The following is a 22041-nucleotide window of genomic DNA, read 5'->3' on the forward strand; positions in this document are numbered from 1 at the left end:
CTCCGCCGGTGTTCTGCCACCCGTGGATCGGTACGACGCCCGCGTTTCGAGGTCCGGGGACCTACGGAATCGGGGGCGGTGGTCGGCCCGTTCGCGAGGCTGTGGTAAATTTGTCTCTGTAGCGCGGGGTGGAGCAGTTCGGTAGCTCGCTGGGCTCATAACCCAGAGGTCGTAGGTTCAAATCCTGCCCCCGCAACGAATAACCCCCGGAATTCCCTCGATTCCGGGGGTTCTCTCATGCCCGGCCGCCTGCTCCCCGCGGTCGCGGGGCTGTGGTAGATTTGTACTCGTAACGCGGGGTGGAGCAGTTCGGTAGCTCGCTGGGCTCATAACCCAGAGGTCGTAGGTTCAAATCCTGCCCCCGCAACCAAGGCTGTTTCATGGAATACGCAGTTTGTGTTCATTGAATCGCAAAGATAAGACCGATCCGGTGGAACTACCGGGTCGGTCTTTTTCTTTTTGACCGGAGATCGGCGCGGGAACGTGTTCGGCCGGACTGATGCGCAGGCTCGGACCTCCGGGCGGACGGGGCTCCCACGTCATCAGTGGATGACTGCGAGCAGCACGCCGACGCCGACGAAGAGAACGCCGAAGACTCGGTTCAAGACTCGCTGACCCTCAGCATCGCGGGTGAATCGTTGAAACGAACGTGCCGTTCCCGCGAAGAAGAACCACATCACGAGAACATCGATCACGACGACGGTGGCGGCGACGATCAGATACTGGGGCAGCATCGGTCGGTCGACACGGATGAACTGTGGCAGGAACGCCAGGAAGAACACAATCGCCTTGGGGTTCAGTATGTTCACCCACAGCCCGCGACGGAACATGGACCAGCGGGGCTCATGGCGCAGCGCTTGTGCACGCTCAGGATCGAGCGTCGGCTTGGCGAGAAACTGTCGGATGCCCAGGTAGACGAGGTACCCGGCACCCGCGAAGCGAATGATGTTGAAAGCGAGCGGAGAACTGGCGACGAGCAGACCGACACCGAGTGCCACGATCACGATGTGGATGAGCAGCGCCGCCTGCTGGCCGAGGATTCCCCAGATCGAGCGGCGAAAGCCGGAGTTGAGGGCATTGCTCATGGTGTTGATCGCCCCGGCACCGGGCGTGAAACTGATCAGGGTGCCCGCTCCCACAAGGGCCAACCACAGGGAGAACTGCACTGCCCCAGTCTAGGTGTTTCGAGCCGTTCGTTTCCTTCCCGCAGCGCTGCGCCATTCGGTACCGTGACCACGCCCTTCGTCGGCATCTACACGCCAACGATTCGGCGCGGAGCCTACCGGTGGATGTCCCAGCGCGGGGGGAATCGCCGATCGAAATGGAGGCGTGCTCTCGGTGTAAAGGTCCGTTTGACTCGTATTTTTGTTCTAATGTCGGTGGCTTGTGGCACTCTGTGTGTGACGAGCGTTGAGGCTGTTATCGAGGAAGTGGCCGGGTGTTTGGCCCGGTCGCCGGTGTCCGCGAGTGTTTTCGCGGGGCTCTCTGATGAGGAGTCGGAGCGTGCTCATGCCGTTATTTCCGTGTTTCTTCGCTCGGTGACGATTGTTGCTGCTTTGTCGGCGGCGAATATTGATCGTCGTTCCGGTTGGGAGCGTGGTGGGGAGGGTCTGGCGAGGAGGCATGGGTTCTGTAATTCTGAGGAGTTCGTGCAGCATCTGGGTGGTGGGGGTGCCGGCACGCGAACGGATGCTCGCCGCCTGATCGAGGCGGGCACGTTGGCCACTGTGGCCGAGGACGCCCGTCGCCGCCAGGAAGAAGCCGACGCCCGGCAGCCGGGGCAGCCGGGGCAGCCGGGGCAGCCGGGGCTGGTGCGGGTGCGGGATGATGAATGCAGACCAGGCTGCGCGGGCGGCCAGGCAGGCGCGGGACAGGATCGATGTGGAGGGCATTGCGTCTCGTGCTGATGCGATGCGGGCCTGGCAGTACTTGCGGGTGTATGACAAGCCTGATGGGACCCCGGCACCATTTTCGGCCGCACCCGCGCCAGCGTCAAGATCGTCGTCCAGGCCGACACCGCAGCCCAGGCCGGCGCAACAGTTCAGGCCGGGACTGCGAAGCCGCATCTGGGTCTGGTGCTCCTGGGCGGTGGTCTCATCGAGGGAGCCATCGACCCGGCGCCCACCGAGACCGTGTTGGAGCGAAGCGCACCACCTCGATGGCTGGGCGGTCGACGGCGGCTTGACCAACCTCGCCGACGGTATCCTGCTCTGCGCGCCTGACGACCTGAGGGTGCACAATGAGCACTGGAGAATAGTGCGCACCGGCAGCGACTACTCCCTGATTCCGCTGCCGACCATCGACCCGTCCCAGACACCGATCCGGCTGGCCAGCAAGTCCGCCCTGAAACTCGGGTCACCGCTGCGATTCGACTCCGACCCCGGTCGCCGGGGCGCCGCCGGGTAACAAGCGTTCGGCGGTGCAATCCTGATCGCGGTCGATATCGCTGATTCGTTCTCGTCCGGGGCGTCCCGCGGCGTCCACGGCTGATGCCGCACTGTCATCACCGCTCGTCGGTGCGGGGAAGAAAACCCCTGGGATCATCGCGATTCCCGAGGGTTTCTCGTTCCCGCCGGGTGCTGCGAGGATTGGGCTCGGGGCGGTCAACCGGTGCCCTCCTTCGATCCAGGGAGATCTGCATGCCTATACGTCAGCCTGACCCGACCGGCCACGCCCAGCCGGTGACGCGATGATGGCCCGGAGCGACGTGTTGGAGGCTGTCGTCCTCGGCACCGAGTTCTTCCGCCGCGGCGTTGACGCCCTGCCGGACGAAGCGCTGAAAGGGGAGTCCCTGCTCCCCGGCTGGTCCCGTGCGCACGTCGTGGCCCACGTCGGCTTCAACGCCCTCGCCATCGGCAGGCTGGCCCAGTGGGCCGCCACCGGCGTTGAGTCGCCGATGTTCGCCTCGGTCGAGGCGCGCAACGCCGAGATCGCGGACGGTGCCCTCCTTTCTTCCGACGAGCTGCGGGAGCTCTTCGACGAATCAGCGGTCGCCCTCGACCGATACTGGCGGGAAATTCCAGAATCCCGGTGGGAGCATCCGGTGCGTAACGGGCAGGGCACAGTGGTCCCCGTGTCGGAAACGCTGTGGATGCGCGCCCGCGAGGTGTGGATCCACGGGGTTGATTTGAACGTGGGCACCTCGTTCGCGGACATCCCGGCGGCTGTGCTCGAGCGCATACTCGGTGACATCAAGGGTGTCTGGCAGGCCAGGGGCGAGTCGAGCATCCGACTGAGGGTCGTCGATGCCGGGCGCGCCTACAGTGGGGCCGCGGATGCCGGGGTGCAGGTCAGCGGGTCCCTCGCCGCCCTGACGGCCTGGGCGGCTGGAAGAGGCTCCGTCGGAGTGTCCTCCGGCGCGTGGGCGCCCGCGGCGGCCCCGCGCTGGGTCTGACACCGGAACGGGCGTCACGCACAACACAGAACGGCCCCGCACCTTTCGGTGCGGGGCCGTTCGTCATCCATTCAGGCGGTGAGACCTACTTGGCCGCCTTGCGTGCGGGCTTCTTGGCGTCGCCTTGGTCTTCGGCGCCGGTCTTGATGGCCGCGTCGACGACGGCGGCGCGGCTGGCGCGCACCTCCTTGAAAGACGTGCCGTAGTACGCGGCTTCCATGATCGTCTTCATGTCGGCGAGCATCGGCATCCGCGGGTTGGCCGGTGCGCACTGGTCGCCGTAGGCCCCCATGGCGAGTGAGTCGAGGCGACCGATGAAGTCTTCCTCGTTGACGCCCTGGGCCTGGAAGGACGGCTTGATGCCGACCTGGTCGCGCAGCTTCTCGACGGCCTGGGCGTAGGACTCGATGCCCTCTTCAGGCGTCGAGGCCGGGAGGCCGAGGTGCTTGGCGATCTGCTGGAAACGCTCGGGAGCAATGTAGCTCTCGTACTTGGGCCAGCTGGTCAGCTTGGTCGGGATGAGTCCGTTGTAACGGATCACGTGAGGCAGGTACGTGGCGTTTACTCGACCGTGGATCAAGTGGAGCTGCGCACCCGTCACGTGGGCCATCGCGTGACAAATTCCGAGGAACGCGTTACCGAATGCCATTCCAGCGATCGAGGATGCGTTGTGCATCTTCTCGCGGGCCTTGATGACGCCGGCATCCGTGCTGTTCGCCGTGCCGTTGACGCTCTCCACGATGTTCTCGAAGATGAGCTTGATCGCGTGCAGGCAGAGGCCGTCGGTGAAGTCGTTCGCGTAGACGGAGACGTATGCCTCTGTCGCGTGAGTCAATGCGTCGAAGCCGGAGTCGGCCACGAGGAACGACGGCATCGCAGCCGTCAGCGACGGGTCGATGATCGCGACGGTGGGCAGGAGAGCGTAGTCAGCGAGTGGATACTTGACTCCGGAAACCTCGTCCGTGATCACGGCGAATGGCGTCATCTCGGAGCCGGTTCCCGATGTGGTCGGGATGCAGACGAGCTTGGCCAGTTCACCGAGGTCGGGGAACTTGAACGCGCGCTTGCGCACGTCGAAGAACTTTTCCTTCATGTCGGAGAATTCGATTTCGGGGTGTTCGTAGAGGAGCCACATAACCTTCGCGGCGTCCATCGGCGAGCCACCGCCGAGGGCGATGATCGTGTCGGGCTTGAAGGCCCGCATCTCTGCCGCGCCCTTGGTCACGGCGGAAACGGTCGGCTCCGGGAGCACGTTGTCGATTATCTGCAACGAAACCCGGTTCTCGCGGCGGTTGAGCACGTCGAGGATCTTGTCGACAAAGCCGAGCTTGGTCATGGTCGCGTCGGTGACGATGGTGACGCGCTCCACGTTGCGCATGTCCGTCAGGTAACGGATGGCGTTCGGCTCGAAATACGTCTTGGCGGGGACCTTGAACCACTGCAAGTTGTTGTTCCTTCGACCGATCCGCTTGACGTTGATGAGGTTGATCGCCGACACGTTGTTCGACACGGAGTTGTGGCCATACGAGCCGCAGCCGAGGGTGAGTGACGGGATGAAGGCGTTGTAGACGTCACCGATGCCACCCAGCGAGCTGGGTGCGTTGGTGATGATGCGAACGGCCTTGACGCGCATGCCGAACTCCTCGATGATCGCGGGGTTCTCGCTGTGGATCGAGCCGGAGTGGCCAAGACCGTCGAATTCCACCATCTGCTCGGAGAGCGAGATGCCTTCTTCGGCGTCCTTGGCGTGCAGCACGGCGAGCACGGGGGCCAGCTTTTCGCGGGTCATCGGCTCGTGCGGTCCGACGCTTGCGACCTCAACCAGGATGATCGACGTGTCTTCCGGAACGGTGAATCCGGCCTGCTCGGCGATCCAGACCGGCGACTTGCCGACGACGGAGGCGTTCAGCTTGGCACCGCCGCAGTTCTCCGAATTGGCTTGCACGCCGAAGATGAACTCTTCGAGCATGGTCTTCTCGGCCGGGGTGACCCGGTAGGCGTGCAGGAGCTTGAACTCGGCCATGGCCTCGTTATAGAGCGGCTCTTCAATGATGACGGCCTGCTCGGAAGCGCAGATCATGCCGTAGTCGAAGGCCTTGGAGAGCACGACGTCGTTGACGGCGCGCTTGAGCTTGGCGCTCTTCTCGATGAAGGCCGGCACGTTACCGGCGCCGACACCCAGGGCGGGCTTGCCGCAGGAGTAGGCCGCGCGGACCATGGCGTTCCCACCGGTCGCGAGGATCGTGGCCACGCCGGGGTGGTTCATCAGCAGGGTGCTGGCCTCGAGCGAAGGAACTTCGATCCACTGAATACAGTTCTTCGGCGCTCCGGCGGCGATTGCCGCGTCTCGCACGATGCGTGCGGCGGCTGCGGAGGACTGCTGCGCTGCGGGGTGGAAACCGAAAACGATCGGGTTGCGGGTTTTAAGGGCGATAAGGGACTTGAAGATTGCGGTCGAGGTGCAGTTCGTCACAGGGGTGATGCCGCAGATAACGCCGACCGGTTCGGCGATTTCAGTGATTCCGGTAATTTCGTCGTGGCTGATCACGCCGACTGTTTTAAGGTTTTGCATGGAGTTCGTAACGTGCTCGCATGCGAAGAGATTCTTCACGGCCTTGTCTTCGAAGACGCCGCGTCCGGTTTCCTCCACAGCGTGAACAGCCAGTTCGGCATGCTTGCTGAGGGCCGCTACCGACGCCTTCTTGACGATGTGGTCGATCTGTTCCTGAGTGAAATTGGCATATTCGAGCAGTGCCTCGCTCGCGCCTTTAACCAGGGTGTCAATTGTTTTTACAAGTGACTCAGTGACTGGTTTGTCGATTATGGTCATGGTGCCCCTCTTCGGCAGCCCAACTTGGGCTTTTCGCCTCTTGGAGCAATTCTATGACCCCGGCAAGAGGGGCGCACGTCGGCGAGGGGACAGCCGGGCTCCTATCAAAGATGCATTGATGCATTTATCCTGATCTCGGTGCTCTTTTTCGGCCTGGAAAGATTTCAATTAATTTCCCGGCATCGGAAAAAGTGCGCGCCCCGGCCGCGCGCGCGCTCGCGCGGGATAGCGCGCGCGTGCTCGCGCGCATACCGTCATGAGTGTCCGCGGCACGGAGCATGGCAGCGCCGATAAGACGATCGGGGTCGTGGGGCGCCCGGGTCAGCGGTGGCCGAGATATTGTACGGCCGCCACGGCGTCGTGCACGACGGCCGCGGCGTGGCCGGCCTCGGCGGCCGTCGTGCCGGAGGCAAACGTGAACCGCACGGCGGTGAGCGCCTCCTCTGCCGGGAACCCCATCGCGGTGAGAACGTGTGAGGGCTCGTCGCTTCCTGCCGCACAGGCCGAGCCGCTCGAACAGACGATTCCGTGCTGCTCCAGTTCGAGAAGAACGGCCTCACCGCTGGTGCCGGGGAAGACGAATGACGCGCTGCCGGGTAGGCGCGCTGACGGATGCCCGGTGAGCCGGGCGGTGGCGGTTCCAGTGAGAACCGTGGCGATGAAGGCGTCGCGCAGCCCGGCCACTCGTTCCGACGCACCCTCGCGTTCCTCCTCCGCCAGGCGTAGTGCGAGGGCGAGGGCGACGGCGCCAGCCACATTCTCCGTTCCGCTGCGGTGACCGCGTTCCTGGCCGCCGCCGTGCACCAGCGGCTCGACCGGTAGCCGGCGACGCAGGTAGACCGCACCGATGCCCTGCGAGGCGCCGAGCTTGTGCCCGGACAGGCTTAGCGCGTCGACGCCCAGTTCCCGGGTGTCGAGGGTGAGCCAGCCGGCGGCCTGAACGGCATCCGTGTGGAACGGCACCCCGGCGGCAACGGTGACGGCGGCGAGATCGCGGAGTGGTTGGACCGTGCCGACCTCGTTGTTCGCGTACTGCACGGACACCAGGGTCGTCTCAGGTCTGAGCAGGCGGCGCAGCTGTTCGGGGTCCACCAGACCGGAGGCATCCGGGTCGAGCATGCTGATCTCGAAGCCGTGCAGGCGTCGCAGGTAGTCACAGGACTCCAGCACGGCCTCGTGCTCGATCGGGGTGGTGATGATGTGGCGCCCGCGGGGCGACCCCAGGGCGATGCCCTTCACCGCGAGATTGTCGGCCTCGGTGCCGCCGCTCGTGAAGACCACCTCGGTGGCGCGGCAGCCCAGTACCGCCGCGACCGTCTTCCGTGCCTCCTGCAGCGTGGCTGCCGCGGCCTCGCCCACCTGGTGGTGGCTGGACGGGTTTCCGAATCCGCGGGTGAGTTGCAGCCAAAGCGCGTCGAGCACCTCCCGGCGCACGGGGGTGGTGGCGGCGTTGTCGAGGTAGACCATCAGTAGGTCAGCCCTGGAGTACCAGGACGTCGAGGCCGAGGTCGAGCGAACGCACGCTGTGGGTGAGGGCACCCACCGAGATGATGTCGACCCCCGACTCGGCGATGGCGCGCACCGTGGACAGCGAGACCCCGCCGCTGGCCTCGACCAGGGCGCGGCCGGCGGTCAGCCGGACACCCTCGGCAAGGTGCTCCGGCGTGAAATTGTCGAGCATGATGGTGTCGACGCCGGCGGCCAGCACCGGTTCGATCTGGTCGATCCGATCTACCTCCACCTCGAGGTGGGTGGTGTGCGAGATCCGGTCCCGCACCTGGAGCAGCGCCTCAGTGAGGCCGAGGCCACCGGCGGTGAGCACGGCCAGATGGTTGTCCTTGGCCATCACGGCGTCGGACAGGCTGAAGCGGTGGTTGTGACCGCCGCCGCTCTGCACGGCGTGGCGTTCGAGCGCGCGCAGGCCGGGAGTGGTCTTCCTGGTGTCCACGATCCGGGCGCGGGTGCCGGCCGTCTCGGCGACATACAGCGCAGTGAGGGTGGCGATGCCGCTCATCCGTTGCACGAAGTTCAGTCCGATCCGCTCCGCCTGCAGGATGCCGCGGGCGGGCCCCGACACCTCAGCGAGCACTTCTCTCGGCTCGAAGGCGGCGCCGTCCGCCACGAACACGCGCACATCGATGCGCTGGTCGGTCAGCCGGAATGCCGAGGCGAATACCGCCCCGCCGCTGAAGACCCCCGCCTCCCTCGCCACAAGCTGGGCGGTCGCCACGGCGTCGGCGGGGATGAGCACCTCGCTGGTCACGTCGCCCCAGGGTGCGTCCTCGTCGAGGGCGGCGCGCACGACGTTATCGATGGCACTCATGGTCAGCATGCGATGGCCTCCTCGGCCTCGGTGTACGTTTCACTGAGTTCCCGGCTGGGGGCGACAGTGTGGGCGAGTTCCGGCCGGCTGGCCGGAAAGTCGGAGCGGTAGTGGGCGCCGCGGGATTCTTCCCGGCCAAGTGCTGCCGCAACGGTGATCCGGGCGAGGTCGAACAGGTTCGCATCCTCGTATGCCTGGATTTGCATATTCAGGCGGGGGTCGACTTCCAGTCCGGTGGCGGGGCGGTTCCAGCCGGCCAGGATCGCGGCGGCGGCGGCGAGGCCCTCACCACTGCGGAGCACGCCGGCGTACCGCCACATGACACGCTGGATGCCCTCTCGGTCGGCGAACGGCAAGGCGCTGTGCGGGGTCGGCCGACCGGCACAGGTGCGGGCCGCCGAATGCCGATAGTCGGTCGTGGCCCGGGCGGGGTCGGCGTCGGTGCCGGTGTTCGCGCCGTCGACAGGGGACAGGCCGAGTGCTCGCACGGCCCGGTCGGCGAACACGGCAGCCTCGAGGAGGGAGTTCGAGGCCAGCCGGTTGGCGCCGTGCGCCCCGGTCCGGGCCGTCTCGCCGACGGCGTAGAGGCCGGGCAGGCTCGCGCGACCCCAGATGTCGGTGATCACGCCGCCCATCCAGTAGTGAGCGGCCGGGGCGACCGGGATCGGTTCGGCAGCCCAGTCGAGTCCGGCCTCGCGGCAGGCTGCGGTGATGGTCGGGAAGCGGGTCTCGAGTAGGTCGCGGCCGAGCCCGGTGGCGTCCAGGAGTATGGGGGTCCCGTCTTGCCGGGCCATCTCATGGGCGATGCTCCGGGCGACGACGTCGCGGGGCGCGAGCTCGGCCCCCGGGTGCACGTCGAGCATGAAGCGGGTACCGAGCCTGTTGCGGAGCACGGCGCCCTCGCCGCGCACGGCCTCCGATATGAGAGGGGTGCCAGGGACTGCGAGGGCGGTCGGGTGGAACTGGTAGAACTCCAGGTCGGCGACGGCCGCGCCGGCCCGCCAGGCCGCTGCCACACCGTCACCGGTGGCGAGGGCCGGATTCGTGGTGTGCGGGTAGAGGGAGCCCGCGCCCCCGGTGGCGAGGATCACCGAGTCGCTGGCGACGCTCTGCAGTTCGCCATCCGGCCCGAGCAGGATCGCGCCGCCCGCCCGGCCTCCGTCCACGACGAGGTCTACGAGCATGGTGTGTTCCCGGATGAGTAGGCGGGGGCCGGCGCCCTCGGTCCCCGGTGGGCGTGTGCGGGCGCGTTCCGCGCGCTCCCGCACGGTGGCGACCAGGGCCGACTCGATGGCGGCACCGGTCGCGTCGCCGCCGGCGTGCAGCACGCGCGACCTCGAATGTGCGGCTTCGAGCCCGCGGGTGACTCCGGACTCGTCCCGGTCGAAATCGACGCCGAAGCGGATGAGGTCCCGCACCCGGGCCGGACCCTCCGTGCAGAGCACTTCTACGGCGGCGGGATCGCAGAGCCCGGCCCCGGCGCGCAGAGTGTCGACCATGTGGGATTCCACCGAGTCGTCGCGGAACATCGCCGCGGCGATGCCGCCCTGGGCGTACCGGGTGTTGCTGTCCGGCAGGGCCGCCTTGGTCACCAGGGTGACGGTGTGGCCGGCGTCGGTCGCCCGGATGGCGGCGAGCAGCCCGGCCAGGCCGCTGCCGACGACGAGGACGTTCGCCATGCTCAGGCGTCCTGGCGGGCCGGTGCGGGCGGCCAGGCCGTGAGCATCCGTTCGAGGGCGGTGCGGGCGGGCGCCGCGACGTCGTCCGGCACGACGATCCGGTTGAGGACCACGGGTTGCCGGTCGACGGTGCCGACCAGAGCCTCGAGCACCCAGGCCAGGTAGCCGGCGTGGATGCGGTACATCGTCGAGCACGGGCAGATCACCGGTTCGAGGCAGAAGATGGTGTGTTCCGGGTGCTGGGCAGCCAGGCGCTGCACCAGGTTGATCTCCGTACCGATGGCGAACGTCGACCCTGCGGGAGCCGCCTCGATGGCTTTCTTGATGTAGTCGGTGGAACCGTACTCGTCCGCGGCGTCGACGACGGCCATCGGGCACTCCGGGTGCACGATCACTCGCACACCGGGGTGCTCCCGGCGAGCGATCTCGATCTGGTCGACGGTGAAGCGCTTGTGCACGCTGCAGAAACCGTGCCAGAGCACGACCTGAGCGGCGTCGAGCTCGGCTGCCGTGTTGCCACCGAGCGGTTTGTGCGGGTTCCACATCGGCATCCGGTTCAGCGGCACGCCCATCGCCTTCGCTGTGTTGCGGCCCAGGTGCTGGTCGGGGAAGAAGAGCACCCGCTGGCCGCGCTCGAATGCCCACTCGAGCACGGCCGGCGCGTTCGAGGAGGTGCAGACGATTCCGCCATGTGCGCCGCAGAAGGCCTTCAGCGCCGCCGAGGAGTTCATGTAGGTGACCGGGATGACGGGCACCCGGCCGTTGGCATCCGGGGTGGTGCCGTACTGTTCCTCGAGCTGTTCCCAACAATCGGTGACGGAGTCGATGTCAGCCATGTCGGCCATCGAGCAGCCGGCGGCCAGGTTGGGCAGGATGACGGCCTGGGCCGGGGTTGAGAGCAGGTCGGCGGTCTCCGCCATGAAGTGCACTCCGCAGAAGACGATCGCCTCTGCGTCGGGCCGGCTTTTCGTGGCCTGGGCCAGCTGGAACGAGTCGCCGACGAAGTCGGCGTGCTGAAGCACTTCGTCCCGCTGGTAGAAGTGCCCCAGGATGACCACCCGGTCGCCGAGGGTGTCCTTTGCGGCGCGGATGCGCCCGGCCAGTTCTTCCGGTGACGCGACCCGGTAGGTCTCCGGCAGAGCCCCCTGCCGTGGCGAACCGGTCGGGATCACGTCTCCCATGGACGAGCCCGGACCATAACCCGGCGTTCCTGCGTCGAATTCCCACGGCCCGGCGGCGAGCTCGGGGCTGCAGGTGCTGCCCGCGGCGGCGCCGCTGCTGATCAGCTGGATGGCCTGGTCAACGGATGCAATGGTCATACGGTTACTCCTCGATGGTCAGAAAGGCGAAGCAAGGTCTCGGGGCCGGACATCCGGCTCAGCCGATCGATGGACCCAGCGGGCCCAGGTCGACGGCCCGTACGGAGTCGTTGTAGCGGTACAGCCGCGGTGGCCGATGCCGGGTGCCGGCTACGCGCTCCCCGGTGTCGACGATCGTGCCGGATGACTCGATGGTTCGGCGGAAGTTGGCCGGGTCGAGCGCCTTCTGCAGCACGGCCTCGTGCACGTCGTGGAGCTGCGCCAGGGTGAAGGTCTCGCCGAGGAAGGCATGGGCGATCCGGGAATATTCGACCTTTGTGCGGAGCCGCCACAACGCGTACTCAACGATCCGATTGTGGTCGAAGGCGAGCTCGGGGAGCCTGTCGGCCGGGAACCACTGCACATTGTCGCCGACCTCGGCGACTGCCGCCTCGTCGGATTCGACGAGCGCCCAGTAGACCACCGAGACCACACGGCCGCCGGGGGAGCGCCCGGGGTCGCCGAAGGTGTAAAGCTGTTCCAGGTATTTGGGCGTCAGGCCGGTGGTCCCCCGCAGGGTGCGTGCGGCGGCCGTCGCGAGTTCCTCGGCGGCCGGAAGTCCCCCGCCGGGGAGCGCCCACTGGCCGTGGAACGGCTCCCGGGTGCGGCGCACGAGTGGCAGCCACAGGGTCTTGAAATCGGACTCCGCATCGGAGCGGAGCGCAAAAATGACAGTCGAGACGGCGAGTGTCGCCTGGGCTGGTGCGGTCATCTGCGGTATCCACTAAGTAAAGGTCAGTGTGACTCTAACTGGTGGCTCCATCATATAGTCAGAATGACCCGAACTCACAACCGCAGGATCGCCGGTCAGTCTCGATCGACAAGTGCCGAGGGTTGCAGCTCAACGGCGCGCCGCGCTCCCTTGCCGGTCAGACCCCAGATCGTGACACGGGCCATGGCCTCGATCACGATTGTGCCGCTCATCTTCGAGGAGCCACGGGTGCGCTCCACGAACGTGATCGGTACTTCGACCACCCGGAGTCCGGCGCGCACGGCGTGCAGCAGCATGTCGATCTGGAAGCAGTAGCCGAGGCTCTCGACGCTCGACAGCCTCATTCGTTCCAGCGCGTGGGCGGTGTACACCCGGTAGCCCCCGGTCACGTCCCGCTCCTGCAGCCGCAGGAGTACCCTGGAGTAGATCGAGCCGCCGCGGGAGAGCATTCGGCGGTGCCGGGGCCAGTTCTTCACCTCGCCGCCGGGGACCCAGCGCGACCCCATCACGACGTCGGCCGAATCGGCGGCGGCGAGCAGGGCGGGGAGCTGCTCAGGGAGGTGCGAGCCGTCAGCGTCGAGCTGCACGAGCCGGTCGTAGCCGCGGGAGAGTGCCCAGGAGAATGCCTCGAGGTAGGCGGCGCCGAGGCCCTCCTTGCTCGTGCGGTGGAGTACGTGCACCGCGGCGTCCGACGCGGCGAGCCCGTCGGCCAGGGCGCCCGTGCCGTCCGGCGACGAATCGTCGACGACGAGCACGTCGGCATCCGGCACGCTGGCGCGAACCCGGCCGACGATCGGGCCGAGGTTGTCGCGCTCGTTGTAGGTCGGAATGATGACCAGAGTCTGTGCCATGAAGCTACCTTGTCAGTTCGATGATGATGGTGCGGTTGACGGTCGTGGACCCGGTGACCGTGAATCCGAGCTGCTGGAGGGTCCGGATGTCGTTCCCGGACGTGAACTCCTTGCTTCCCTTGTATTGAAGCACCCACACGGTGTTCGTGCCGGTGAGGCGATCGCCGACGGAGGCCAGTGGCAAAGTGACGTCCCACAAGGAGCCGGTCGCGTCATAGGCGCGGGCGAGGGTCACGTCCCGCATGTCCTGGAACGCCGACGGGTACAGGTGCAGGGCGAGGCGGGGCTTCCGAGACGGGCGCACGCTCTCATCGAAGACAATCGCGTCCCCCGGTCGCGCACCGGCCTGCACGATGTCCGCTGCCTGGCGCCAGTCGCTGCCGGAGTTCTTCCCGTATTTACCGCGCTGGGCTTGGTAGATCGGCAGCATGAGCGACACGATCAGTACCAGGACCGATGCCTGCGCCCACCGCGGCTTCAGCCAGGCGATTCCGATTCCCACCGCGATGGCAGCGGCCGGAGTACAGATCGACAGGTAGCGCAGTGAATACATCGGGGTCACGACGTGGGTACCGACCAGGAGTACGGCGCTCGGGAAGAGCATCCAGGCCAGGGCGATGGTGAGGGCGTGCTTGGTCGCCGGCATGGCGGCCCGCCGGCCGCGGAGCAGGTAAACGGTCACGATGGCCACGCCGACCAGGCCCCAGGCGACGACCGCCAGCGGAGTATTCCCGAACCACTGCCGCACGGCTGCGTCCAGCACCGCGATCTGCGGGCGGCGGCCGATGAATGCGATCTGCTCGCGCTGTTGCACACTCGCGATCATGACCGGAAGGGCAAGGAACAGGCCCGCGACGCTGGACACTGCCCAGGCTCGGAAGGTCGCGGTCCGCCGGGTGTCCCTCGGGGTCAGCAGGAAAACCGCGATGGCGAGCACCGGAATGAGCAGCACAACGTAAAGGAACATGTAGATCCCGGTGGCGAGCAGTGCGGCGTAGCCCGCCCACATTCCAGCGCGGGCCAGGCGCCCGGTGCACGGTTTGCACACGATGTGCACGAGCAACACCACCAGCCAGACCGAGAGGGCCGTCGCCATGGCAGTCGAGCGTGCCTCGGCTCCCATATAGGTGACGCGGGGGAGCAGGACGAAGACGAGTGCGGATATCATCGCCACCGTGGTGCCGGTTAGCCGGCGCGCGAGCAGGTAGGTGCCCGCGGTGGCCAGTCCGATGGCCATGGCGCTGGGCAGCCTGGTCGAGAACTCGGTCGCGCCGAAGGCCTGGATCCAGAAGTGCAGGATGAGGTAGTAGGTGCCGTGCACGGCATCCACGTTTCCGAGCATCCGGAACAGCGACGGCAGGGATCGCTCCGCCGACATGACGCTCGCCGCCTCGTCGCCCCAGTACGACGGCTGCCATGAACCTAAGGCGGAGACGAGGATGCCGAGCAGGCCCAGCAGGGCGGCCGGCAGCAGGGGACCGCGCGCGGGCGGCACACTGGGCCCTGGGTGGGCCTCGGTGGTCGGGAGCACGCTGAGGAAGGACACAGCACAACGTTAAGTCACCCGGGTTAACGTTTGCCCCGAGCGCCGGGCGGCAGCCTGCGAAGGCTCTCAGGTTGCTCGCGTGTGGCGGGGAAGCCGGACCTCCGCGGCAAGACCGCCGCCGGTGTTCCGGAGCGAGATCGTCCCGTCGGCCCGGTCGACGATGGCGTGGACGATGGCGAGTCCGAGACCAGAACCGGTGCCGCCGCCCGCCCGCGAATGCTCCGGCCGGGAGAAACGATCGAAGGCCACCGGGATGAAACCCTCCGGCATCCCCGGCCCCGTGTCCTGCACCGTCAGCAGCATCTCGTTCCCGGCCCGGTGCAGGGTCACCATGACCGCGCCCTTTCCGCGCATGGCATTGACCGAATTGGAGACCAAATTGTCGACCAGCTGGCCGACGTTGGTCGGCGAAATAGCGTAACGACCGTCGGGATCCTCACCGTCGACCAGATAGTCGACATCGAGGTCCGCGCCGTTCTGCACCACCCGTGCGCGGTCCACCGACGCGGAGACCTCGGCGACGAGGCCGTTCCAATTCGTCTCGGGCGGCGGCTGGTGCCCCTCCAGCTTGGACAGTTCCAGCAGGTTGGTGGCAAGCCGCGCGAGCCGGTCTACGGTGACGGATGCGTCGGCCATGTCTTGCTCGAGGGCCGGAGCGTCTCCCGAGTTGAGCCGGGCGAGCTCGAGTTGCGACTTCAGCACGGCCAGGGGGGTGCGGAGCTCGTGGCTGGCATCCGACACCACCTGTTTCTCGCGATCGATGCCGCGGCGGAGACGCCCGATGAAGTCGTTGAGGGTGATCGCGAGCCGACTCACCTCGTCGTTGCCGGCAGGAACGAGGAGGTGGGCGGACGTCCCGGCGGTGCTCAGGCTCTCCGCCTCGGCACGGAGGCGATTCACCGGTCGCAACGCGGCGCCGGTCAACAGCCAGGAGGCCAGGCCGAAGCCGACGGTGAGCACGATCGTGCCGATCGTCAGCACTCGGGTCAGCTCGTCGACGAGCAGCGACAATGCCTCCTCATTGCGGGCGGTGACGACCACCCAGTTGCCGGTGTCGGTGACGACGACCGTCGACGCGACCAGGTAGCGGGTGTTCCCCGTGTCGACGGTTTGCGGATGCTCCCCGATATCCGCCAGGTCGTCAAGACGATTGTTCAGGCTCCTCGGGAGGGAGGATCTGTGCAGTTCCCCGTCGGGGTCGATCACAGCGATGAGCTGGCCTTCCGTCGGAGCGTCGATCGGCTCGGTCGGGTGGCGGACGAGGTCGGCGACGAGGGGGGCTGCATCGTTGCGCAGGAGCGTTTCGGTCGTGTCGATCAGGAGCGACTGCACCTCGAGGCGGAAGAAGAACGCGGCAGAGCCAAACAGCACCGCGGCGATGAGCACGCTGCCGATGCTGATGCGGCCCCTGATCGACAGGCCGGGCAGTTTCACCTGGAGGCTTCCGTCACGGCGTCAGCTCGACGGAATAGCCGGCGCCGCGCACCGTAACGATGCGGATGCCGGCTGCGTCGGAGTCGATCTTTCGCCGAAGGTAGCTGATGTACTGGTCAACGATGTTCGGATCGATGTGCTCCGTGCCGTTCCAGATCTCCTCGAGGATCGTCGCCCGGTCGACTGTCTCACCCGCGTGGCTGCAAAGCAGGCGCAGCAGGGCGACCTCTTTCGGGCTCAGCGAGAGTGTGCGGCCGGCCACGGTCACCTTCAAGTCGCGGGAGTCGATGGCCAGGCTGCCCAGCTCGAGGCTCGCCGGAGTTCCCATCGAATGTCGTCGGAGCATCGCGCGAACCCGTGCGGTGAGTTCGGCGAAGGCGAAGGGTTTGGTGAGGTAATCGTCTGCTCCGCTGTCGAGGCCGAAGACCCGGTCCTCGACGGTGTCCCGTGCGGTGATCAGGAGAACGGGCATCGTGTTGCCAGCGTCGCGGATGCGCCGGCAGATTTCGAAACCGCTCATCTGCGGCAGCATCACGTCGATCGCGGCGAGGGCGAAATCGTCGTTGGCGATCGCGATCAAAGCATCCATTCCGTTTCCGGCCCGAACGATCTCGTAGCCCTCGGCATGCAGGCCGCGCTCGATGAGCTCGCCCATCTGGTCATCGTCTTCCACGACCAAGATCTTCATCGGATGCCTTTCGGTTGCCGGGACCGTCTCACCTCATGCTGGCACGTCATCGTCGCCCGGCGCGACGCCGTGGTTCGCATGGGGCATTCCGGTGCCGGAATCGCAGCCGTTTGTCAGACTTGTCACCGTCCGGCCGGCGCAGACCGCTCGTCCGTCGGCCGCTCGTCCGTTGGCCGCGAGCGGCGGCTAGGCTGGCGCCATGATCGATTACGCTGCTGTCGACGATCCAGCCGCCGCCATCGGCGTGGCCGTCGCCCAGTTCAGGCCGGGTGCAGACCAGGCGGGCAACATCGCCGCCATCCGGGCTTTGGCGGGCGCTGCGGCCGCCCGCGGCGCCCGTCTGGTCGTGTTCCCGGAGTACTCGTCCTTTTTCGAGCCCGTGCTGGGCCGCTCGTTCGTCGCGGCGGCGGAACCGCTGGATGGCGCCTTCCTGACCGCGCTCGCCGCGCTCGCCGGCGAGTTCGGGCTGCATGTCGTCGCCGGCATGCTCGAGGTCACGGCTGACCCGGATCGGTTCTCCAACACTCTCGTCGCCGTCGATCCGTCGGGAAAGCTGGTTGCGACGTATCGCAAGCTTCACCTCTACGACGCGTTCGGTGACCGGGAGTCGGACTGGGTGCTGCCTGGAGCGGTTCAGGCGCCGGAGACGTTCCGCGTCGGCGGGCTGACGGTCGGGATGCAGACCTGTTATGACATCCGTTTCCCCGAGGTGACCCGCCGTCTCGTCGACGCCGGAGCCGATCTCGTCCTCGTGCCGTCCGAGTGGGTGCGAGGCCCGTTGAAGGAACAGCACTGGCGCACCCTGGTCACCGCCCGCGCACTCGAGAACACGGTCTACGTCGCCGCGGCCGACCATGCCCCGCCCGTTGGAGTCGGCAACAGCATGGTGGTCGATCCGATGGGGGTCGAGTTGGTCACCATCGGTGAAACCTCGGATGTCGCGGTCGCCTGGGTCTCGCGGGCTCGGGTCGAGTCTGTGCGGGCGGTGAACCCCGCGCTGGCGCTGCGGCGTTTCACGGTGCTGCCGCGCTGACAGGCTCAGCCTTCGGTGGCGATCGTTTCCTGTGAGGCAGGGGCGGCCCGCACGGTGAACTTCTGGTCCGGCCGATGATTGCGCTCCGGATGGCCGGGAACCTCAGGCTCGGCCATGGAGCGCTCCTCGCCGGTGGCCACCAGGCCCTGCGAGCTGTTGGCCGACCGGGTGAGCTGGGCGAGCCAGAGCGGGTTGATCGTGGGCGGTTGGCCGCCGGAGAACTTGAAGTAGAGCGGGATGGCCGGGTGTAGCCATGCGGAACTACGGCCGTTCCCGGCCTCGGCCGCGTTGCGCCAGGACAGCAGGAAACTCTCCCCGCGGCGTAGTTTCTGCACGATCACGATCTGCAGGTGCGCCAGGATCCGATCGTCGAATTCGACGGTGACCCGGTCATACGTCAAGGAACCCATGGTGTGCCGCTTTCATTCGGTCGAAAAAAGCGCTCGTGAGCCTGTGATTCGGTGTGACCTTGTCTCAGGAACTAGTGATCACCTCAGTGTGGTCGCATTGGCGACCGTTGACAAGGGAATCGGCGCCGGGGTTGGAACGGGGCCGAGCAAGCGCAGGGTCTCGCCCGGACGCTCGACATGGCCGAAGTGCCCGGTGCCCGGCAGGGTGTGCGGCGTGAAGTCTGGGATGACCCGGCTTAGCCTGGCCGTGTCGGCCTCCGCGACGAACACGTCGGAGTCTCCGCGGGTGGACCGGACCGGGCAGCGGATCCGCGACCAGGCGGAATCCGCGTCGTAGCGGCCGGCGAGGGCGGATGCGGCGGCGAAGCGGCCTGGCCGCACTTCGGTGGCGAGCGCGGAGATCACGCTCGGCTGTACCGCGGCGACCCGGGCGAAGAGGGGAGCGGTCAGGGCGCGGAGCACCGTGAGCCGGTCGAGTGCCCGCACGAGGGAAGTTCCAGCACGTCCGAACCGGGCGAGCACGAGCATGACCCCGAGCAGCGCGGTGTAGGCCGGGAGAATGCCGACGCGGGACACCGGGTGCCGGACACTGTCGATCACGGAGTAGGTGGTCGCCGAAATGAGGCCGACCGATGTGGTCTCGGCCGCGAAGGACGCCGCGAGCTCCAGGGCGATGAAGCCGCCCATTGAGTGGCCGAGCACCTGCCAGCGGCGGTAGCCGAGCGCCTCGGCGATCTCCGCGACGAGCGTGGCCGTCGCCTCGATGGTGGGCGCTCCGGTGTCCGTTTCCAGAGTGCTGTCACCCCAGCCGGGCAGGTCGGGGATGATCAGATCGGTGAATCCCGGTCCTGCGGCGCAACGAGCGGCCTGGAGCATCGGTGTCCAGGTCGTCCAGGACCCGGCAGCGCCGTGGAGCAGGATCGTCGCGGTGTCGCCGGCTGTGCGGCGACCGTGGCGCACCACGATCGTTCCGCCACGCAGTCGCATCGTGCTGGTCGTCAAACCGAACCGGCGGGGATCGGAAGAGAGCGGGAAAGGGCAGTATTGCTCGGTCGACGGCCGCGCTGCGGGCCACGCTTCAGCAGGCGCATCGGCGCCGTCAGGGAGTACGGCGGAGGTCCGCGCCGGTCGCGCCATGAGGATGGTCATGACAGGGGTTCGTTGCCGACGGCCGTGCGGATTGCCCGGTTCGGCGGAATAGACCGGGCGCCGGGCCTGTTGCCGACAGGGGCACCCGCCTTCCGATGCGGCGGCGGCGTCATGCCGCCCGGTGGTGTCCGTCCGACAGAAAGAGCAACAGTGAATCTTTTCTCTCCCCTCACCCTTGGTGACCTCGAACTTCCCAACCGCCTCGTGATGGCGCCCCTGACCCGGGTGAGGTCCGGCGTGGAAGGCGTTCCGGGGCCGATCGTCGTCGAGCACTACCGCCAGCGCGCGACCCTGGGCCTGATCGTCACCGAAGGCACCTACCCGAGCCACGTCGGCCAGGGCTTCCCGGGCCAGCCCGGCCTGGTCACACCCGAGCAGATCGAGGGCTGGACCAACGTCGCCACCGCCGTGCACGCCGCCGGGGGTCGCCTCGTCGCCCAGGTCATGCACGCCGGCCGGGTCACCCACCCGGCCACGAACGGCGGCCGGGAGGTCGTCGCGCCGAGCGCGATCGCCATCGTCGGCGAGACCCACTCCTACGACGGAAAGCACGCGTACCCCGTGCCCCGGGCACTGCGCGAAGACGAATTGCCTGGCGTGATCGCCGAGTTCGTGCAGGCTTCCAAGAACGCCATTGCCGCCGGACTCGACGGCGTCGAGATTCACAGCGCCAACGGCTACCTCCTGCACGAGTTCCTCTCGCCGGCGTCGAACCAGCGCACGGATGCCTTCGGCGGCTCCCCGGAGAACCGCGCGCGCTTCGTCATCGACGTTGTCACGGCCGTCGCCGAGGCCATCGGCGCCGGACGGGTTGGCATCCGCGTCTCACCCGAGCACAACATCCAGGACGCGCTCGAGCCGGATGCCGCGGACGTCGCCGCCACCTACGGCGCCCTCGCTGACGCCCTCGCGCCGCTCGGCCTGGCCTACCTGAGCATCCTGCACAAGGATCCGGCCGGCGAGCTGGTGCAGGGCCTCCGCGCGCGCTTCGGTGGATCGGTGATGGTCAACAGTGGTTTCGGCGGTATCACGACCCGCGCCGAGGCAATGTCGATCATCGACGACGACGTGGCCGACGCTGTCGTCGTCGGGCGCGCCGTGATCGCGAACCCCGACCTGGTGCGCCGCTGGCTGAATGACCTGCCGCAGAACGCGCCGGACCCGCTCACCTTCTACGGCGCCGGCGCCGAGGGTTACACCGACTACCCGGCACTCCAGCACTGACTCCGGCCCTTCCGGCTCCGGGTCCCCGGCCCGCTGCCAGTCCCCCCCGCGCATAACTCCTGCAGATTCTGACGGCTTCCCGGATCGGCCGCATGAAGACGGGTGCCGCGACCCGGGAATTGCGGGAGTTACGCGCGGGCGGTGAGCCGGGCCAGTTGCTCCGAGGCCCGCTCGAGCACGTCGACCCGCTTGCAGTAGGCGAAACGCACCAGAGAGGCGTATTCGGGGCGGTGCTCCGGAGAGCAGAAGGCAGCGATCGGAACCGCGACCACCCCGGCGAGGCCGGGCAGGGCTCGGCAGAACTCGGCGCCGTCCGGGTAGCCGAGCGGGGCGGCATCCGCCACGATGAAGTACGAGCCCTGCGGCCGGCTGACGGTGAATCCCGCCGCGGTGAGCCCACGTTCGAGGACGTCCTTCTTGATTTCAAGGTCGGCGGCGATTCCGGTGTAGAAGCTCGCGGGCAGGTCGAGGCCGACCGCGATCGCCGGCTGGAACGGCGCCCCGTTGACGTAGGTCAGGAACTGCTTCACGGCGAGGATCGCGGTGACCAGCGGCGCCGGTGCCGTCAGCCAGCCGATCTTCCAGCCGGTGGTGTTGAAGGTCTTGCCGCCGGAGGAGATGGTGACCGTGCGCTCGCCGGCCCCCGGAAGCGTGGCGATGGGGATGTGCGCCACGCCGAAGGTGAGGTGTTCGTACACCTCGTCGGTGACGATCACGGCGTCGTGCCGTTCGGCGAGTTCCACGATCAGCTGGAGCGTTCCAACCGGAAAGACCGCGCCGGTGGGGTTGTGCGGGTTGTTGACGATGATCAGCCGGGTGCGGTCGTTGATCGTTGACCGCAGCTCGTCAAGATCGGGCTGGAAATCGGGCGCTCGCAGTCGCACGGTGCGATGCACGCCGCCGCCGAGCGCGATCAGGGCGCCATACGCGTCGTAGAAGGGCTCAAAGGTGACGACCTCGTCGCCGGGTTCGAGCAACGCCAGGATTGTGGCGGCCAGGGCCTCTGTCGCCCCCGCAGTGACCAGGACCTCGGTCTCCGGGTCGGCGGTCAGACCGTAGAAGCGGTGCTGATGCCGGGCGATCGCCTCGCGCAGCGCCGGAAGGCCGCGCCCGGGCGAGTACTGGTTGACGCCGTCGCTGATCGCCTGCCGCGCGGCCTCGAGCACCTCCAATGGTCCGTCCTCGTCGGGGAATCCCTGGCCGAGGTTGATCGCGCCGGTTCGAGCCGCGCGGGCGCTCATCTCCGCGAAGATGCTTGCCGTGACCGTGCCGTCTTCGGCGAGAAGGCCCGCACCTCGTGCGGTGCGCCGCCAGGCGCCGGGAATGGTCATCGTCTCGCCTGCATGCCTCCAAGCTACGACATCGGCGTGCGCGGCCGACCTCCGGCCTGTGGAAAATTCGCCCCGCGGC

18 protein-coding genes and 2 tRNA genes are annotated in these 22041 nt (G+C 67.4%); 6 read left to right on the forward strand and 14 right to left on the reverse strand.

Features of this window, described 5'->3' with window-relative positions:
* Positions 1-122 precede the first annotated feature (122 nt).
* Both E3O19_RS15890 and E3O19_RS15895 read left to right on the forward strand, forming a co-directional pair.
* Positions 123-196: transfer RNA gene (locus E3O19_RS15890), tRNA-Met, on the forward strand.
* Between the two features lie 97 nt (positions 197-293).
* A tRNA-Met gene (locus E3O19_RS15895) sits at positions 294-370 on the forward strand.
* 172 nt (positions 371-542) lie between these two features.
* Here the strand turns inward: E3O19_RS15895 and E3O19_RS15900 are convergent.
* Positions 543-1166 carry a LysE family transporter gene (locus tag E3O19_RS15900; RefSeq protein ID WP_134569251.1) on the reverse strand — a complete coding sequence of 208 codons (624 nt, stop codon included), beginning with the start codon at positions 1164-1166 and terminating at the stop codon, positions 543-545.
* Between the two features lie 1015 nt (positions 1167-2181).
* On the opposite strand from E3O19_RS15900, the gene E3O19_RS15905 reads away from it, so the two are divergent.
* Both E3O19_RS15905 and E3O19_RS15910 read left to right on the forward strand, forming a co-directional pair.
* Positions 2182-2406, forward strand: coding sequence for a hypothetical protein (locus E3O19_RS15905; protein ID WP_134569253.1), 225 nt, complete (start codon positions 2182-2184; stop codon positions 2404-2406).
* 283 nt (positions 2407-2689) lie between these two features.
* Complete coding sequence (locus E3O19_RS15910) at positions 2690-3394, forward strand: maleylpyruvate isomerase family mycothiol-dependent enzyme (protein ID WP_134569255.1); 705 nt, start codon at positions 2690-2692, stop codon at positions 3392-3394.
* An 85-nt stretch (positions 3395-3479) separates the two neighbouring features.
* Here the strand turns inward: E3O19_RS15910 and adhE are convergent, their stop codons facing one another.
* The 10 genes from adhE to E3O19_RS15960 all read right to left on the reverse strand — a co-directional run bounded on the left by adhE (position 3480) and on the right by E3O19_RS15960 (position 16815).
* Positions 3480-6224, reverse strand: coding sequence for a bifunctional acetaldehyde-CoA/alcohol dehydrogenase (adhE, locus tag E3O19_RS15915; RefSeq protein ID WP_134569257.1), 2745 nt, complete (start codon positions 6222-6224; stop codon positions 3480-3482).
* A gap of 321 nt (positions 6225-6545) precedes the next feature.
* The gene (locus E3O19_RS15920) at positions 6546-7691 is read right to left on the reverse strand and encodes a cysteine desulfurase family protein (protein WP_134569259.1); all 1146 of its coding nucleotides are present in this window, start codon (positions 7689-7691) and stop codon (positions 6546-6548) included.
* Between the two features lie 7 nt (positions 7692-7698).
* Positions 7699-8556: a carboxylating nicotinate-nucleotide diphosphorylase gene (gene nadC, locus E3O19_RS15925; RefSeq protein WP_134569260.1), complete on the reverse strand. Its 858-nt coding sequence runs from the start codon at positions 8554-8556 to the stop codon at positions 7699-7701.
* Positions 8550-10226, reverse strand: a complete 1677-nt coding sequence (nadB, locus tag E3O19_RS15930; protein ID WP_134569262.1) for an L-aspartate oxidase — start codon at positions 10224-10226, stop codon at positions 8550-8552. Before nadB ends, nadC begins: the two co-directional genes overlap by 7 nt.
* A 2-nt stretch (positions 10227-10228) precedes the next feature.
* Positions 10229-11545 carry a quinolinate synthase NadA gene (nadA, locus tag E3O19_RS15935; protein ID WP_134569264.1) on the reverse strand — a complete coding sequence of 439 codons (1317 nt, stop codon included), beginning with the start codon at positions 11543-11545 and terminating at the stop codon, positions 10229-10231.
* Positions 11546-11603: 58 nt separating this feature from the next.
* Positions 11604-12296: an NUDIX hydrolase gene (locus E3O19_RS15940; RefSeq protein WP_134569266.1), complete on the reverse strand. Its 693-nt coding sequence runs from the start codon at positions 12294-12296 to the stop codon at positions 11604-11606.
* A gap of 95 nt (positions 12297-12391) precedes the next feature.
* Positions 12392-13147, reverse strand: a complete 756-nt coding sequence (locus E3O19_RS15945) for a polyprenol monophosphomannose synthase (protein WP_134569268.1) — start codon at positions 13145-13147, stop codon at positions 12392-12394.
* A gap of 4 nt (positions 13148-13151) precedes the next feature.
* Entirely contained in the window at positions 13152-14693 is a 1542-nt protein-coding gene (locus E3O19_RS15950; RefSeq protein ID WP_134569270.1) for a glycosyltransferase family 39 protein, read from the reverse strand.
* Between the two features lie 66 nt (positions 14694-14759).
* Positions 14760-16127, reverse strand: a complete 1368-nt coding sequence (locus E3O19_RS15955) for a sensor histidine kinase (protein WP_134569272.1) — start codon at positions 16125-16127, stop codon at positions 14760-14762.
* Between the two features lie 13 nt (positions 16128-16140).
* Positions 16141-16815, reverse strand: a complete 675-nt coding sequence (locus E3O19_RS15960) for a response regulator transcription factor (protein WP_134569274.1) — start codon at positions 16813-16815, stop codon at positions 16141-16143.
* A gap of 199 nt (positions 16816-17014) precedes the next feature.
* On the opposite strand from E3O19_RS15960, the gene E3O19_RS15965 reads away from it, so the two are divergent.
* Entirely contained in the window at positions 17015-17848 is an 834-nt protein-coding gene (locus tag E3O19_RS15965; protein WP_134569276.1) for a carbon-nitrogen hydrolase family protein, read from the forward strand.
* Between the two features lie 5 nt (positions 17849-17853).
* Here E3O19_RS15965 and E3O19_RS15970 read toward each other — a convergent pair whose 3' ends face one another.
* Both E3O19_RS15970 and E3O19_RS15975 read right to left on the reverse strand, forming a co-directional pair.
* Positions 17854-18258 carry a DUF7882 family protein gene (locus E3O19_RS15970; protein WP_241981436.1) on the reverse strand — a complete coding sequence of 135 codons (405 nt, stop codon included), beginning with the start codon at positions 18256-18258 and terminating at the stop codon, positions 17854-17856.
* A 78-nt stretch (positions 18259-18336) separates the two neighbouring features.
* Positions 18337-19245: an alpha/beta fold hydrolase gene (locus E3O19_RS15975; protein WP_166804601.1), complete on the reverse strand. Its 909-nt coding sequence runs from the start codon at positions 19243-19245 to the stop codon at positions 18337-18339.
* Positions 19246-19518: 273 nt separating this feature from the next.
* Here E3O19_RS15975 and E3O19_RS15980 point away from each other — a divergent pair, with 273 nt between their 5' ends.
* Positions 19519-20631 carry an alkene reductase gene (locus E3O19_RS15980; RefSeq protein ID WP_198413934.1) on the forward strand — a complete coding sequence of 371 codons (1113 nt, stop codon included), beginning with the start codon at positions 19519-19521 and terminating at the stop codon, positions 20629-20631.
* A gap of 128 nt (positions 20632-20759) precedes the next feature.
* On the opposite strand, the gene E3O19_RS15985 is transcribed toward E3O19_RS15980, so the two are convergent.
* A complete protein-coding gene (locus E3O19_RS15985) occupies positions 20760-21962 on the reverse strand; it encodes an aminotransferase class I/II-fold pyridoxal phosphate-dependent enzyme (protein WP_134569282.1) in 1203 nt (400 codons plus the stop codon).
* Positions 21963-22041 lie beyond the last annotated feature (79 nt).

This window comes from Cryobacterium algoritolerans, assembly GCF_004402785.1.
Classification (GTDB): domain Bacteria; phylum Actinomycetota; class Actinomycetes; order Actinomycetales; family Microbacteriaceae; genus Cryobacterium; species Cryobacterium algoritolerans.

Coding starts and splice junctions, on each gene's coding strand:
- nadC (WP_134569260.1), bottom strand. CDS start 8,556: ATGCTGACCATGAGTGCCATCGATAACGTCGTGCGCGCCGCCCTCGAC.
- nadA (WP_134569264.1), bottom strand. CDS start 11,545: ATGACCATTGCATCCGTTGACCAGGCCATCCAGCTGATCAGCAGCGGC.
- E3O19_RS15980 (WP_198413934.1), top strand. CDS start 19,519: ATGCCGCCCGGTGGTGTCCGTCCGACAGAAAGAGCAACAGTGAATCTT.
- E3O19_RS15945 (WP_134569268.1), bottom strand. CDS start 13,147: ATGGCACAGACTCTGGTCATCATTCCGACCTACAACGAGCGCGACAAC.
- E3O19_RS15975 (WP_166804601.1), bottom strand. CDS start 19,245: ATGCGACTGCGTGGCGGAACGATCGTGGTGCGCCACGGTCGCCGCACA.
- E3O19_RS15910 (WP_134569255.1), top strand. CDS start 2,690: ATGATGGCCCGGAGCGACGTGTTGGAGGCTGTCGTCCTCGGCACCGAG.
- E3O19_RS15940 (WP_134569266.1), bottom strand. CDS start 12,296: ATGACCGCACCAGCCCAGGCGACACTCGCCGTCTCGACTGTCATTTTT.
- adhE (WP_134569257.1), bottom strand. CDS start 6,224: ATGACCATAATCGACAAACCAGTCACTGAGTCACTTGTAAAAACAATT.
- E3O19_RS15970 (WP_241981436.1), bottom strand. CDS start 18,258: ATGGGTTCCTTGACGTATGACCGGGTCACCGTCGAATTCGACGATCGG.
- E3O19_RS15985 (WP_134569282.1), bottom strand. CDS start 21,962: ATGACCATTCCCGGCGCCTGGCGGCGCACCGCACGAGGTGCGGGCCTT.
- E3O19_RS15960 (WP_134569274.1), bottom strand. CDS start 16,815: ATGAAGATCTTGGTCGTGGAAGACGATGACCAGATGGGCGAGCTCATC.
- E3O19_RS15965 (WP_134569276.1), top strand. CDS start 17,015: ATGATCGATTACGCTGCTGTCGACGATCCAGCCGCCGCCATCGGCGTG.
- E3O19_RS15920 (WP_134569259.1), bottom strand. CDS start 7,691: ATGGTCTACCTCGACAACGCCGCCACCACCCCCGTGCGCCGGGAGGTG.
- nadB (WP_134569262.1), bottom strand. CDS start 10,226: ATGGCGAACGTCCTCGTCGTCGGCAGCGGCCTGGCCGGGCTGCTCGCC.